The organism is Sulfuritalea sp., from assembly GCF_031426875.1.
Lineage (GTDB): Bacteria > Pseudomonadota > Gammaproteobacteria > Burkholderiales > Rhodocyclaceae > Sulfuritalea.
Map to the genome: position 1 here is coordinate 1 of NZ_JASJPC010000012.1, position 12,401 is coordinate 12,401.

At 61.6% G+C, this 12,401-nt stretch carries 13 protein-coding genes; 1 reads left to right on the forward strand and 12 read right to left on the reverse strand.

Annotation, left to right across the window (positions count from 1 at the left end; genetic code table 11):
- A partial coding sequence (locus RMO95_RS05640; protein ID WP_310449618.1) for a LysR substrate-binding domain-containing protein occupies window positions 1-659 on the reverse strand: 659 nt, incomplete at its 3' end.
- Window positions 660-807: 148 nt separating this feature from the next.
- On the opposite strand from RMO95_RS05640, the gene RMO95_RS05645 reads away from it, so the two are divergent.
- On the forward strand, window positions 808-1,806 hold the full coding sequence (locus RMO95_RS05645; protein WP_310449619.1) for a cytochrome-c peroxidase: 999 nt from the start codon (window positions 808-810) through the stop codon (window positions 1,804-1,806).
- 112 nt (window positions 1,807-1,918) lie between these two features.
- On the opposite strand, the gene katG is transcribed toward RMO95_RS05645, so the two are convergent.
- The 11 genes from katG to RMO95_RS05700 all read right to left on the reverse strand — a co-directional run bounded on the left by katG (window position 1,919) and on the right by RMO95_RS05700 (window position 12,378).
- Window positions 1,919-4,123 (reverse strand): catalase/peroxidase HPI, encoded by a 2,205-nt coding sequence (gene katG / locus RMO95_RS05650; protein WP_310449620.1) that lies wholly within the window; start codon window positions 4,121-4,123, stop codon window positions 1,919-1,921.
- Between the two features lie 37 nt (window positions 4,124-4,160).
- A complete protein-coding gene (locus RMO95_RS05655; RefSeq protein ID WP_310449621.1) occupies window positions 4,161-4,667 on the reverse strand; it encodes a Dps family protein in 507 nt (168 codons plus the stop codon).
- A 63-nt stretch (window positions 4,668-4,730) separates the two neighbouring features.
- Complete coding sequence (ahpF, locus tag RMO95_RS05660; protein WP_310449622.1) at window positions 4,731-6,347, reverse strand: alkyl hydroperoxide reductase subunit F; 1,617 nt, start codon at window positions 6,345-6,347, stop codon at window positions 4,731-4,733.
- Between the two features lie 124 nt (window positions 6,348-6,471).
- Window positions 6,472-7,041, reverse strand: coding sequence for an alkyl hydroperoxide reductase subunit C (gene ahpC, locus RMO95_RS05665; RefSeq protein WP_310449623.1), 570 nt, complete (start codon window positions 7,039-7,041; stop codon window positions 6,472-6,474).
- A 576-nt stretch (window positions 7,042-7,617) separates the two neighbouring features.
- A complete protein-coding gene (locus RMO95_RS05670; protein WP_310449624.1) occupies window positions 7,618-8,187 on the reverse strand; it encodes a cold shock domain-containing protein in 570 nt (189 codons plus the stop codon).
- 187 nt (window positions 8,188-8,374) lie between these two features.
- Entirely contained in the window at window positions 8,375-9,073 is a 699-nt protein-coding gene (locus RMO95_RS05675; protein WP_310449625.1) for a hypothetical protein, read from the reverse strand.
- Window positions 9,070-10,107 (reverse strand): AraC family transcriptional regulator, encoded by a 1,038-nt coding sequence (locus RMO95_RS05680; RefSeq protein ID WP_310449626.1) that lies wholly within the window; start codon window positions 10,105-10,107, stop codon window positions 9,070-9,072. Before RMO95_RS05680 ends, RMO95_RS05675 begins: the two co-directional genes overlap by 4 nt.
- A 5-nt stretch (window positions 10,108-10,112) precedes the next feature.
- On the reverse strand, window positions 10,113-10,877 hold the full coding sequence (locus RMO95_RS05685; RefSeq protein WP_310449627.1) for a glucose 1-dehydrogenase: 765 nt from the start codon (window positions 10,875-10,877) through the stop codon (window positions 10,113-10,115).
- 431 nt (window positions 10,878-11,308) lie between these two features.
- The gene (locus tag RMO95_RS05690; RefSeq protein ID WP_310449628.1) at window positions 11,309-11,446 is read right to left on the reverse strand and encodes a hypothetical protein; all 138 of its coding nucleotides are present in this window, start codon (window positions 11,444-11,446) and stop codon (window positions 11,309-11,311) included.
- Between the two features lie 99 nt (window positions 11,447-11,545).
- The gene (locus RMO95_RS05695; RefSeq protein WP_310449629.1) at window positions 11,546-11,869 is read right to left on the reverse strand and encodes a DUF2149 domain-containing protein; all 324 of its coding nucleotides are present in this window, start codon (window positions 11,867-11,869) and stop codon (window positions 11,546-11,548) included.
- Window positions 11,866-12,378, reverse strand: a complete 513-nt coding sequence (locus tag RMO95_RS05700; protein ID WP_310449630.1) for a MotA/TolQ/ExbB proton channel family protein — start codon at window positions 12,376-12,378, stop codon at window positions 11,866-11,868. The genes RMO95_RS05695 and RMO95_RS05700 overlap by 4 nt, the downstream gene beginning before the upstream one ends.
- Window positions 12,379-12,401 lie beyond the last annotated feature (23 nt).

The following is a 12,401-nucleotide window of genomic DNA, read 5'->3' on the forward strand; positions in this document are numbered from 1 at the left end:
TCAAGAGCAAAAAAGCAAGGAAAACCGCTTAGTGGAGCTAAGTGGATACCCCATTCGCGAAAACAGTTGCCGGCCTTGAGTACCAGGACGTTCTCGCCGCGAACTTCGTGCCTGGCGATCTTCTTGCGTTTCGCCCAGGGATGACCCCTGGGTACGATGACCTCGAAGGGTTCGTCATATAGCGGCTGTACTTTCAGGCCCTTGACGTCGAAGGGCAGGGCGATGATCGCAGCGTCCACGCTACCGTACTTGAGGTTGTCGGTCAGCAGCGCGGTCATGCTTTCCTCGATGTAGAGGCGGGTCGTCGGCGAAATCTGCTGCATCGCGCCGATGAAGTCGGGCAGCAGGTAGGGCCCGATCGTGTGAATCACGCCCAGCCGGAAATCGCCGCCCAGAGGGTCCTTGCCGGTTTGTGCGACAAGCTCTATTCGCCGGGCTTCGTCGAGGGTCCTGCGCACCTGGGCAACCACCTGCCAGCCGATGTCGGTCAGCGCGACGTGACTCTTGCCCCGCTCGATCAGGGTGACGCCCAACTCGGCCTCGAAATTCTGTAGGGCGACGCTCAGGGTCGGCTGGCTGACTTGGCAGCGCTCGGCCGCCCGACTGAAAGAGCCTTCGTCGGCGAAGGCCACCAGATAGCGCAATGCGGAAAATTTCATATCTATACCTATAGGTGGGAGCTATGTTCTTTATAGCTAAAAACTAATTAAAAATCATTGACTTACGTCAACACCCCTGATTTTAGTATGGATATTCTGCACTCCAACAGACGTCCAACTATTTTTGTTCATCATCAGGAGTCTCACCATGAAAACAAGCTTCATCGCCGCCTCGATCATCGCACTCGGTTTCTCCGCCAGCGTCGGCTTCGCCCAGTCCAAAGAGCCGATCCAGCCGATCACGCCGGCTTCGCAGATCAACCTCGGCATGGTCGAACTGGGCAAGAAACTCTACTTCGATCCGCGACTATCGAAGTCCGGTTTCATTTCCTGCAATTCCTGCCACAACCTGTCGATGGGCGGCACCGATAACATTCCGACGTCGATCGGCGACAAGTGGCAGCAGGGGCCGATCAACGCACCAACGGTGCTGAATTCCAGCCTCAACGTGGCCCAGTTCTGGGACGGCCGCGCGGCTGACCTCAAGGCGCAGGCCGGCGGCCCGATCGCCAATCCCGGCGAGATGGCCTTCACCCACACTCTGGCGCTGGGCGTGCTGGAATCGATTCCCGCCTATGTGCGCGAATTCAAACAGGTCTTCGGCAAGGACAAGATCACGATCGAGGAAGTGACGCTGGCCATCGCCGAGTTCGAGAAGACCCTGGTCACGCCGAACTCACGCTTCGACCAGTGGCTGCTGGGCAAGAAGGACGCCATCACGGCCGATGAGCAGGCCGGCTACAAACTGTTCAAGGAAACCGGTTGCGTGGCCTGCCACAATGGTCCGGCGGTGGGCGGTGCTTCGTTCCAGAAGATGGGCGTGGTTGCCGCCTACAAGGCCAACAGCCCGGCTGAAGGCCGCAGCGCGGTAACAGGCAAGGATGCCGACCGCCTCAACTTCAAGGTGCCGACGCTGCGCAATGTGGAAATGACCTATCCCTACTTTCACGACGGCGCCGCCAACACCCTGACCGAAGCCGTCGATGTCATGGGTCGCCTGCAACTGGGCAAGAAGTACAGCAAGGACGAAAATGCGAAGATCGTCGCCTTCCTGAAGAGTCTTACCGGCGACCAACCGAACTTCGCGCTGCCGATCCTGCCGCCGTCCTCGGACAAGACGCCGCGTCCGACGCCGTTCAGCAAGTAAGCGCATCAACTCGCGACGCCGGGGCGCCCCTGTTGCAGGGGCGCTGCATCCGTCACTCATGGCGGGAACAGACGGCGGGACGGCGCATGAAGCGCGCGCCGCCCGCCTGCCTTCACTTCACGTCGAAGCGATCGAGGTTCATCACCTTGTTCCAGGCCGCCACGAAGTCACGCACGAACTTGTCCTTCGCATCCGCCTGCGCATAGACCTCGGCCAGAGCCCGCAGCTGCGAGTTCGAGCCGAACACGAGATCGACGCGCGTCGCCGTCCACTTTGGCTTGCCGGTGGCGCGATCGCGGCCTTCGAACACGTCCTTGGCCTCGGAGGTCGGCACCCACACCGTGCCCATGTCGAGCAGGTTCACGAAGAAGTCGTTGCTCAAGGTGCCGGGCTTCTTGGTGAAGACGCCGTGGGTGGACTGGCCGACGTTGGCGTTGAGCGCGCGCAAGCCACCGATCAGCGCCGTCATTTCCGGCGCGGTCAGCGTCAGGAGTTGCGCCTTGTCGAGCAGCCGCTCCTCGGCCGGCACGCCAGTCACCTTGATGTAGTTGCGGAAGCCGTCGGCGACGGGTTCGAGCACCGCGAAGGACTCGACGTCGGTCTGCGCCTGCGACGCGTCGGTACGGCCGGGCGTGAAAGGCACCGCGACGGCATGGCCGGCGGCCTTGGCGGCCTGCTCGACGGCGGCGCAGCCGCCCAGCACGATCAGGTCGGCCAGAGAGACCTTCTTGCTTCCGCCATTGAAGGCCTTCCGGACGCCTTCGAGGGCGGACAGCACCTTGGCCAGTTGCGCCGGTTGGTTGGCTTCCCAGTCCTTCTGCGGCGCGAGGCAAATACGCGCGCCGTTGGCGCCACCGCGTTTGTCGGAGCCGCGGAAAGTGGAGGCCGAGGCCCAGGCGGTAGACACCAGTTCGGGGACCGACAGGCCCGTGGCGAGAATCTTCACCTTCAGGTCGGCGATGTCCCTGGCATCGATCAGCGGGTGGTCGGCGGCGGGCACCGGGTCCTGCCAGATCAGCTCTTCGGCGGGAACCTCCGGGCCGAGATAGCGCGAGCGGGGCCCCAGGTCGCGGTGGGTCAACTTGAACCAGGCGCGGGCGAAGGCATCGGCGAACTGCTCCGGATGCTGGTGAAAGCGCCGCGAAATCGGCGCGTAGGCCGCATCCATGCGCAGCGAGAGGTCGGCCGTGGTCATGATGGTGGTGACCTTCTTCGACGCATCGTGCGCCGCCGGCGCAAGGTCCTTCTCGGCCGGATTCACCGGCACCCACTGCCAGGCGCCGGAAGGACTCTTCACCAGATTCCAGTCGTAGCCGAACAGCATGTCGAAGTAGCTGCTAGCCTCGCTATGCCATTGGGTGGGGTTCGGGGTCCACGCGCCTTCGATGCCGCTGCTGGTGGTGTCGCCGCCGCGGCCGGTGCCGAAGGCGTTCTTCCAGCCCAGGCCCATCTGTTCCAACGGAGCCGCTTCGGGTTCGGGCCCGACCAGCTTCGGGTCGCCCGCGCCGTGGCACTTGCCGAAAGTGTGGCCGCCGGCGACCAGCGCGACGGTTTCTTCGTCGTTCATGGCCATGCGGCGGAAGGTCTCGCGCACGTCGCGACCGGAGGCGACCGCATCCGGGACGCCGTTCGGGCCTTCGGGGTTCACGTAGATCAGGCCCATCTGCACGGCGGCCAGCGGGTTTTCGAGCTCGCGCTCGCCGCTGTAGCCGCTTTTGTGTCGAGCGTCGCCCAGCCACTCGGCCTCGCCGCCCCAGTAGACGTTCTCTTCCGGTTCCCAGATGTCCTCGCGCCCGCCGGCGAAGCCGAAGGTCTTGAAGCCCATCGATTCCAGCGCGACGTTGCCGGCCAGGATCAGCAGGTCGGCCCAGGAAATCCTGTTGCCGTACTTCTGCTTGATTGGCCACAGCAGGCGGCGCGCCTTGTCGAGGTTGACGTTGTCGGGCCAGCTATTGACAGGTGCGAAACGCTGGTTGCCGTGGCCGGCGCCGCCGCGCCCGTCGGAGATGCGGTAGGTACCGGCGCTATGCCAGGCCATGCGGATGAACAGGCCGCCATAGTGACCCCAGTCGGCCGGCCACCAGTCCTGCGTATCGGTCATCAGCGCGGTCAGGTCCTTCTTCACCGCAGCCAGGTCGAGCTTCTTGAACTCCTCGGCGTAATTGAAGTCCTCGCCCAGCGGGTTGGATTTGGAGGAGTGCTGGTGCAGGATATTGAGGTTCAGCTGCTTCGGCCACCAGTCGCGATTCGACTGCATGCTGTCGGCGGTGCGGGCGCCGTGTTGTGCGACGAAGGGACATTTGCTTTCGTTGCTCATGGTTTGTTCTCCTTGCGGCTCATGATTGGTGAGGCGACTACTCTTCGAGCAAGCTGCGCAGCATCCAGGCCGTTTTCTCGTGCACTTCGATGCGTTGCGTCAGCAAATCGGCGCTGGGCTGGTCGTTGGCTTTTTCGACCAGCGGGAACAGCTTGCGCGCGGTGCGTGCCGTGGCTTCCTGCGCGGCGACGAGGTGGCGCACCATCTCCAGGGCTTTCGGCTGGCCCTCGACTTCCTTGATGGTCGCCAGCTTGACGAATTCCTTGTAGGTGCCGGGCGCCGGATGGCCCAGGGCGCGGATGCGTTCGGCGATCAGGTCGAGCGCGGTCCACTGCTCGGTGTACTGGCCCATGAACATGATGTGCAGGGTGTTGAACATCGGCCCGGTGACGTTCCAATGGAAGTTGTGCGTCATCAGGTAGAGCGTGTAGCTGTCGGCCAGCAGGCCTGACAGGCCTTGCGCAATGGCGGCGCGATCGGTGTCGGAAATGCCGATGTCGAGCTTGGCGACTTTTGTGATCTTGGCGGGCTTTTTCGTTTTCATGGTGGAAGCTCCTTTGCGGTGAAATGTCGAACGGATAAGGCTGTCAGAATACCCTGTCGTTGCTTACGCAGTCTGAGCCAGATCAAGCTTTGCCGTAGCGGTGGGCACCGCCGCCGCCGGACTGCGGATCAGGTGGTCGAAGGCGCTCAGGCTGGCTTTGGCGCCATCACCCATGGCGATGATGATCTGCTTGTAGGGCGAGGTCGTCGCGTCGCCGGCGGCGAACACGCCGAGCAGCGAGGTCTGGCCGCGTGCATCGACCTCGATCTCGCCGCGCGGCGAAAGATTGAGCGTGCCCTTCAGCCAGTCGGTGTTGGGCAAGAGGCCGATCTGGACGAAGATACCTTCGAGTTCGACGCGCTTGACCTCGCCGCTGTCGCGGTCCCGGTAGGCGATGCCATTGACCTTGTCGCCGTCGCCGGTGACTTCGGTGGTTTGGGCGCCGGTGATGATCGTGACGTTGGGCAGGCTGCCGAGCTTGGCCTGCAATACGGCGTCGGCGCGCAGCTTGCTGTCGAATTCGAGCAGCGTGACGTGGGCGACGATGCCGGCCAGGTCGATCGCCGCCTCGACGCCCGAGTTGCCGCCGCCGATCACCGCGACGCGCTTGCCCTTGAACAGCGGGCCGTCGCAGTGCGGGCAGAAGCAGACGCCCTTGGCCTTGTATTCCTTTTCGCCGGGCACGTTCATTTCGCGCCAGCGCGCGCCGGTGGCGAGGATCACGCTCTTCGCCTTGAGCGTCGCTCCATTCGCCAGCCTGACCTGGGCCAGGCCGTCCGCGCCGGCCGGAATCAGGGCCTCGGCGCGCTGCAGATTCATGATGTCGACCTCGTATTCCTTGACGTGCTGCTCCAGCGCCATGGCGAGCTTGGGGCCTTCGGTGCGTTGCACGGAAATGAAGTTCTCGATGCCCAGCGTGTCGAGCACCTGGCCGCCGAAGCGCTCGGCCACCACGCCGGTGCGGATGCCCTTGCGCGCGGCGTAGATCGCCGCCGCCGAACCGGCCGGGCCGCCGCCGACGACGAGCACGTCGTAGGCGTCTTTTGCATTCAGCTTGTCGGCATCGCGTTCAGAGGCGCCGGTGTCGACCTTGGCCAGGATTTCCTCGATGGTCATGCGGCCCTGGCCGAAGTTTTCGCCGTTCAGCAGGACGGTCGGCACCGCCATGATCTGGCGTGTGTTGACCTCGTCCTGGAACAGCGCGCCGTCGATCATCACGCTCTCGACGCCGGGGTTCAGCACGGCCATCAGGTTGAGCGCCTGGACCACGTCCGGGCAGTTGTGGCACGAGAGCGAGATGTAGGTCTCGAAGCGGAACGAACCGGTGCCGTTACCACCAAGCGACTTGATCTGCTCGATCACGGCCGCGTCGACCTTGGGCGGGTGGCCGCCGGTCTGCAACAGGGCCAGCACCAGCGAGGTGAATTCGTGGCCCATCGGGATGCCGGCGAAGCGGATGCGCGCAGGCTCGCCGGTGCGGCCGACGGAGAACGAAGGCTTGCGCGCGTCCTTGCCATCCTCGCGCACGCTGACCTTGGGCGAGAGCGCGGCGATCTCGGCCAGCAGTTCGCGCATCTGGCGCGCGGCATCGCTGGCGTCGAGCGAGGCGACGAGTTCGATCGGGGTCTGGAGCTTTTCGAGGTAGGCGGCAAGTTGCGTCTTGATGGCGGTTTCGAGCATGTCGTTCTCCGATGTGGATTGCACGGCAAAGACAGCCGTCGTGAGGCGGCCTTTACGCTGCAATCCCGGCCCCGGCGGGGGGTATGTGTGGCCGGGGCGGGAAGTTTGGGGTTGGGGCTTGTTGTTAGATTTTCCCGACCAAGTCGAGCGACGGCGCCAGGGTGGCTTCGCCTTCCTTCCACTTGGCGGGGCAGACTTCGCCCGGGTGGCTGGCCACGTACTGGGCGGCCTGCAGCTTGCGCAGCAGTTCGGTCGCGTCGCGGCCAATGCCGCCGGCGTTGATCTCGATGATCTGGATCTTGCCCGCCGGGTCCATGACGAAGGTGCCGCGCTCGGCCAGGCCGGCTTCCTCGATCATCACGCCGAAGTTGCGGGTGATGGCGCCGGTCGGATCGCCGATCATCGGGTACTTGATCTTGCCGATGGTCTCGGAGGTGTCGTGCCAGGCCTTGTGCGTGAAGTGGGTATCGGTCGATACGGCGTAGATCTCGACGCCGAGCGACTTGAAGGTGGCGTAGTGGTCGGCGAGGTCGCCGAGTTCGGTCGGGCAGACGAAGGTGAAGTCGGCCGGGTAGAAGAACACCACCGACCACTTGCCCTTGAGGTCGTCCTGGGTGACGGGAACGAACTTGCCGTTGTGGAAGGCGGTGGCCTTGAAGGGAAGGATTTCGGTGTTGATCAGGGATGCGTTCATGGTGTGGCTCCTTGGGTGGTTGAAATGATTTGCTGCGATGGAGTGAATATTAATTATCGCAATCGCCATCGTCTAATTGATTGTTGAAATCGATCGAATAGGCATGGGCTATCAGTCCCGATCGGATCGTCGAATCGGGCGGTTTGCGGTGCGGGAAGCGCCGTGTTGCCAGCGCCAACTTTCGTGACGTGGCGGGTATTCAGCGGTCGAGGAGGCCCTCGCTACAGACGCCGCCAGCGTCCGGTCGGCGCGCAGGACCCGAGCGGTCGCAGTCGATTACGCTGGTCGGGCGGTCCGGTCAAGCCGGGAAAGTCGGCGCTGATGAAGCAACTGCGCAGCAGGGCGGTCGAGCAAAGTACGCTCTCCTCGCCGCTGCGGATGGTGGGACGGCGGGGAAGAGGTGGGCTTGGCGGGTGTTCGGCCACAACGGCCGTACTGTTCAATACTGAAAGTTGGCGCTGGCGACACGGCGGTTATTCGGCCAATCCGGTCATACGGTCAAGGGTGTTCGAATGGCAGGTATCAGGCTGAGACTACCATCAGAGACAAGTCTGGGGGGAGTGGCTTCTTAGCTGCCTACTTGGGAAACGGGCTAGAGCACCACTGCGACTCGCAAGGCACTCCATCTCCGTTACCATCCATCTCTGTTCCTGGGCAGTGCCGTAGAAAGTAAGAGGCTTCCTCGCACGACGTCATCTGGGAGCAATAGCGTCGGCCGTCGCAAAAATACTTTCCGGGCATTTCTGCCGCAGTGACAGGAGCAGTAATTGTGGCTGGTGAAGTGGTCCCTTTGAGTCGGGGCATCAGTGCCTGGTACCCTGAAAAGATGAGCACACCAATCAAAGCGAAGCTGGTCACCGTCCCCAGAAACGAACCGCCTCGACGCCCTGACGAATTTGGCTGGCGTGGCGACGCAGATTTTCCCTGCACTCGCCCAAGACGCTGAACATTCACCGCCTTTCTCTTCTGGTCCGCATTCAAGGTTACTTCGAAGGAAAGTGCTTCGCCCACCACGGGTTTTCCACCACGACGGGGATAGCTTGAGATGTGGACGAAAACATCTTGGCCACCATTCAGTGGGGTGATGAATCCGAACCCCTTGTCCTCATTCCAGTTCTTCAACTTTCCTTCGATACGTGGTTCCATGATAAAAGCGGCTCGTTGCAAAGTCGCTCATTATCATGTCATGCGTTCTTTGAAGGTAGCCAGGAAGGGCCGCCTCCAAGTCTGACTCACACTACCGGCCAGAAGCAGACTCAGGAATCACTCGCCGAAACGACCGCTAACTCCCCAAATTAAGTCGTTGGGAAGCCGCTGCGCCGACAGCTTTGCGTCATCTCTGTAGGCCACTTTTGCCATTTGAAAGTGAAACATCATAAATGGCAGCAGCGTTCAATACAGATACTGGCGCACCACTGCGCGCAATTTGGAGCATAGCTTGCCCGATGACCTCAGTGCTCAGAATTCGTGACGGGAACAGCTTCCGGCCAATGGTGAGCAAGGGGCCCAAGGCCTTGTAGAGGATACGATAGGAGTCAGTCTTGGAGACCGCATTGTTCAGCGGCTGAATTATTGCGGGACGCAGGACATGCACACGCTTGAAAGATAAGCGTAGCAGCGCATTCTCCGTCTTGCCCCGAACTCGGGCCCACATGCTTGAACCTTGTTCGCTACTATCAGCACCAGCGCCCGATACATACACGAACGTCGCCTGCGGGCTGAGTCTAGCCAGGCGCTCAGCCGCCGCCATCGTGAGACCAAATGTCAGCGCCGTGTATTTCTCCTCGGACATACCCGACGCAGATACCCCTAGGCAGAAAAAGCAGGCATCCACGTTACGCAGGTCATCATCTGATATTTCTGAGGCGTCTACTGCAAAATTAGGCCGCACCCTCTGGACGAGTTTTGCATCGCTATTGGGTAGGGCCGAGCGACCAATAGACACCACACGTTCAACGTCAGGCGTGAGAAGGCACTCGCGCAGAACGCCGCCTCCCAGCATTCCCGACGCTCCAAACAACAGCACGTTCATCGCGGCCCCTGCACGTTTGCCAGACAAGGCTCTGTGTTAGTGGCCCGCCACGCTGATGGCGTTTGCCCTTCCCATTGCCTGAAGGCTCGGAAAAACGAGTTTTGGTCTTCGTAGCCAAGCAAGTAGGCAACCTCGATGAGCGTCAACGATGCGTCGGCCAAATGCTCAAGCGCCAACTGATGTCTTGTATCGCTCATCAGCGTCTGGAAACTGACACCCTCATCCGTCAGGCGCCGCTGAAGGGAGCGCTCGCTCATGGCCAGTTCTGCTGCGACCGAACGGATGTCAGGCCGTCCTGCCGTCAGCCGTCGGCGAAGCACCCAGCGGGTCTGCTCAGCAACAGACTCCGACACCATATGCTGTTCAAGCCGCCGGTCCAGTTCCGGGGCGAGAACCTCCAGCAATTCCTTGTTGTAGGTAGCGAACCGCTTGTCGAGGTCATCCCGCCGGAATCTGATGAGGTCTTCCGTGGCGTCAAACCTAACCTGGCAGCCGAAATGCCGTTCGAGCGCAGACCTTGATGCCGCAGGGCGGGCCAGTTCCAGTGCAATTGGCACCAGCCGTTCCGACGTTCCTCGGCGACCTAGCTCCAGGAACGACACCATCGTGGCGTCGACCAAGGAATACGGAATGGAACCAGAGCCGGCATGCGGCCAGTGGACGACAATGTCGCCACGGTCACCATCCTCCGTGAGTACAACATCCTCGGGAGCACACAAGCGCTTGAACCGCGCTACCCGATTCAGCGCGTCACGGAAGTCCCTAGCATGCTGGGCGGCGACGAAAGCCAGGGGCATGACCGCCCCGTCCAGACATAATGCGATGCGCAGTCCGATAGTAGCGTCTTGACTGACTGCCTCGATGGCTCGCCATAGGGCGAAGAACTGAGCCGTGGAAATCGGCGTGTCGTCCTTTAGTACATTGAGCGGCAGTGCCGCACGGCGGACTACCTCCGCACGGTCGAGCCCAACCCGCTTGATGCCCTCCCATAGCGTGCTGGACACCTTCATCTTGTCTGGAACGGAACTACTCATTGCGTTTATTTCGCCTGGAAGCCGCCGTCCACGTTGAGCACGTGTCCGGTGACGAAGCTGGCTTCGTCGGAAAGAAGCCAGCAAATAGCATTCGCCACTTCTTCGGGTCTGCCCAGACGGTTCATCGGGTGCATCGCCGCAATGCTGGCCTCGTTGTAGTTCGGGTCCCCACCTTCTAGTTGGGCGGCGATGATGTCTGTTCTGATAGCTCCAGGCGCCACAGCATTGACACGGATGCCTTGGGTTGCGTGGTCAAGCGCGGACGACTTGGTCAGACCTACGACAGCGTGCTTCGTGGAACCGTACGGCCCGGCCCAAGCGATACCATTCAGGCCTGCGATGGAGGCCAGATTAACGATGGCGCCCTTGCCCTGCTTCTCCATTTGAGTGAGTTCATGCTTCATGCTGTAGTAGACGCCCATGATGTTTGTCTCGACCATCGCACGATAGTTGTCGCTGCTCGATTGCACAAGCGTCCCTGTCTCGTTGGACAGCCCGGCATTGTTGACGGCCATGTCGAGGCGGCCGAACTCAGCCACGATGCCTTCAATCATTGCCTTGACTGCGGCTTCATCGGATACATCGTTCTGCACGAAGCGAACTTGGGCGCCGTCACGGGATGCGGTTGAAACCTCGGCCACAGCAGCCCTGCCGACTTCAGCGCGGCGGCCGCTCATAATGACGTTAACACCTTGGGCGACAAGCTTGAGGGCGACGGCTTTACCGATGCCGGTGGCACCACCGGTAATAAGGGCGACTTGTTTGGACATTGCATACTCCTTAAACTGGTTAAACATGCGGTAGGCACCTCGGAAGTGCATGTAAGGAGTATAGAAATTCGGCCCAGACGGTTATATGCAGAATGCGCCACACTACTAACCACATACGCCAATGTTTAGCGGTTCACCAGCACATGGTGTCGCTTTTTGCATCAAAAGTTGAAGGATTGGTGCGGCTGCATTTGAGCCCTTAACAGACGAAGCTGCGATTATTCTGACGTGCCGCTTTGGGTCGAGAGTACGCATTCCCCAGATTGGAATGCCGCCGTTCCCGACCTCACAAGACTGAACGGCAGGAATGAGGCATATTGCTGCCCGATTCCATGACTCAGGCCAACGGCCGTTAAGGCCGACAAGCCGCCCCACTTGCATGCGAAAGTCGGCGCCGGCGGGACGGCGCTGGGTTGCGCGAGCGTCGTCTTTCAAGTTCGCCGGGCGCCGACGATGGCGACGACGGGAAGCTCGCACAGCAGGGTGCCGATCTCGCCGGCACGGGAAAGTCGTCCGATCATGGGCCGCGCGAGGCCACGAAAATCGAAAGCCTGACTTTGGATTTTCATGGTGCGACAGGGCTCGCCCGCGCTCGCTGCGCAAAGTCGGCGCGGGTTCAGGCGCGGATCGTCGAGGCGCCACTGACAAAAGCTTGCAGCCGGCGCGGCTTACTCCTTGCCCTCCGGGACATAGACGATGGAACCGTCCTTCATGCGGTAGGCGACGCCGGCCTTGGCGCCCTCGCCCTGGCCGATCGCGCCGCTGGATTTGTAGCGCTCGATCTTTTCGCCTTTCTTCACCATCATTTCCATGTTCGGCTTGCCCGGATCGGTGATGACGGTCACGTCCTGGCGGGAGAAGGCGTTGAGCAGCGGGTTCTGCGCCACGGTGATCAGCAAGGCGGCGATGATGACGAGGAAGATGTCGATGATGTTCACCACCGAGAGGATCGGGTCGTCGTTCTCTGGTTCGTGCAGCAGCTTCAAACTCATGCTGCGGTTCCCGAAACCTGGCGCACGTTCTGGATCTCGAGCAGCTCCTCGGCCAGCCAGCGGCGGCGCACGTTGGAAATCCAGTAGGTGATGCTGGCGGCGATCAGGGCCAGGATCACCACCGAGAAAGCCACGGTCAGGTTGCCCGAGACCTGGGCCAGGTTGCCGTCGGAGAGCGACTTGAGCGCCGGGCCCATGGGGATCATGGTGCCGACCAGGCCCAGCATCGGGGCGATGCGGCTGGCCAGGCGTGCCGGTTCGAGCAGCTTGTGGGCATGCAGGTCGAGTTCGTCGAGGGTGGCTGCGGGCCGCGCCTGCACGTAGGCCAGCAGAGGCAAGCCGCCGAACTGGCCGGGCGTACGGCGGCGGCGCTGCAGCATCTGCACCACAAAACCTCCCAGCGCATACAGCGCGTAGGCGAACATCGCGGCGACCAGCAGCAGCACGGGCAGCAGGAAGAGTTGTCCGATCTGGTACATGACCAGCTCGATGATTGAGGATTCGTTCATGATTTTTCCTTGATGGGGTTGAG

What these genes read in the sequence shown, in the direction of transcription:
- RMO95_RS05645 (WP_310449619.1), top strand. Translation starts at nt 808, where the DNA reads ATGAAAACAAGCTTCATCGCCGCCTCGATCATCGCACTCGGTTTCTCC.
- katG (WP_310449620.1), bottom strand. Translation starts at nt 4,123, where the DNA reads ATGAGCAACGAAAGCAAATGTCCCTTCGTCGCACAACACGGCGCCCGC.
- RMO95_RS05655 (WP_310449621.1), bottom strand. Translation starts at nt 4,667, where the DNA reads ATGAAAACGAAAAAGCCCGCCAAGATCACAAAAGTCGCCAAGCTCGAC.
- ahpF (WP_310449622.1), bottom strand. Translation starts at nt 6,347, where the DNA reads ATGCTCGAAACCGCCATCAAGACGCAACTTGCCGCCTACCTCGAAAAG.
- ahpC (WP_310449623.1), bottom strand. Translation starts at nt 7,041, where the DNA reads ATGAACGCATCCCTGATCAACACCGAAATCCTTCCCTTCAAGGCCACC.
- RMO95_RS05670 (WP_310449624.1), bottom strand. Translation starts at nt 8,187, where the DNA reads ATGGAACCACGTATCGAAGGAAAGTTGAAGAACTGGAATGAGGACAAG.
- RMO95_RS05675 (WP_310449625.1), bottom strand. Translation starts at nt 9,073, where the DNA reads ATGAACGTGCTGTTGTTTGGAGCGTCGGGAATGCTGGGAGGCGGCGTT.
- RMO95_RS05680 (WP_310449626.1), bottom strand. Translation starts at nt 10,107, where the DNA reads ATGAGTAGTTCCGTTCCAGACAAGATGAAGGTGTCCAGCACGCTATGG.
- RMO95_RS05685 (WP_310449627.1), bottom strand. Translation starts at nt 10,877, where the DNA reads ATGTCCAAACAAGTCGCCCTTATTACCGGTGGTGCCACCGGCATCGGT.
- RMO95_RS05690 (WP_310449628.1), bottom strand. Translation starts at nt 11,446, where the DNA reads ATGAAAATCCAAAGTCAGGCTTTCGATTTTCGTGGCCTCGCGCGGCCC.
- RMO95_RS05695 (WP_310449629.1), bottom strand. Translation starts at nt 11,869, where the DNA reads ATGAGTTTGAAGCTGCTGCACGAACCAGAGAACGACGACCCGATCCTC.
- RMO95_RS05700 (WP_310449630.1), bottom strand. Translation starts at nt 12,378, where the DNA reads ATGAACGAATCCTCAATCATCGAGCTGGTCATGTACCAGATCGGACAA.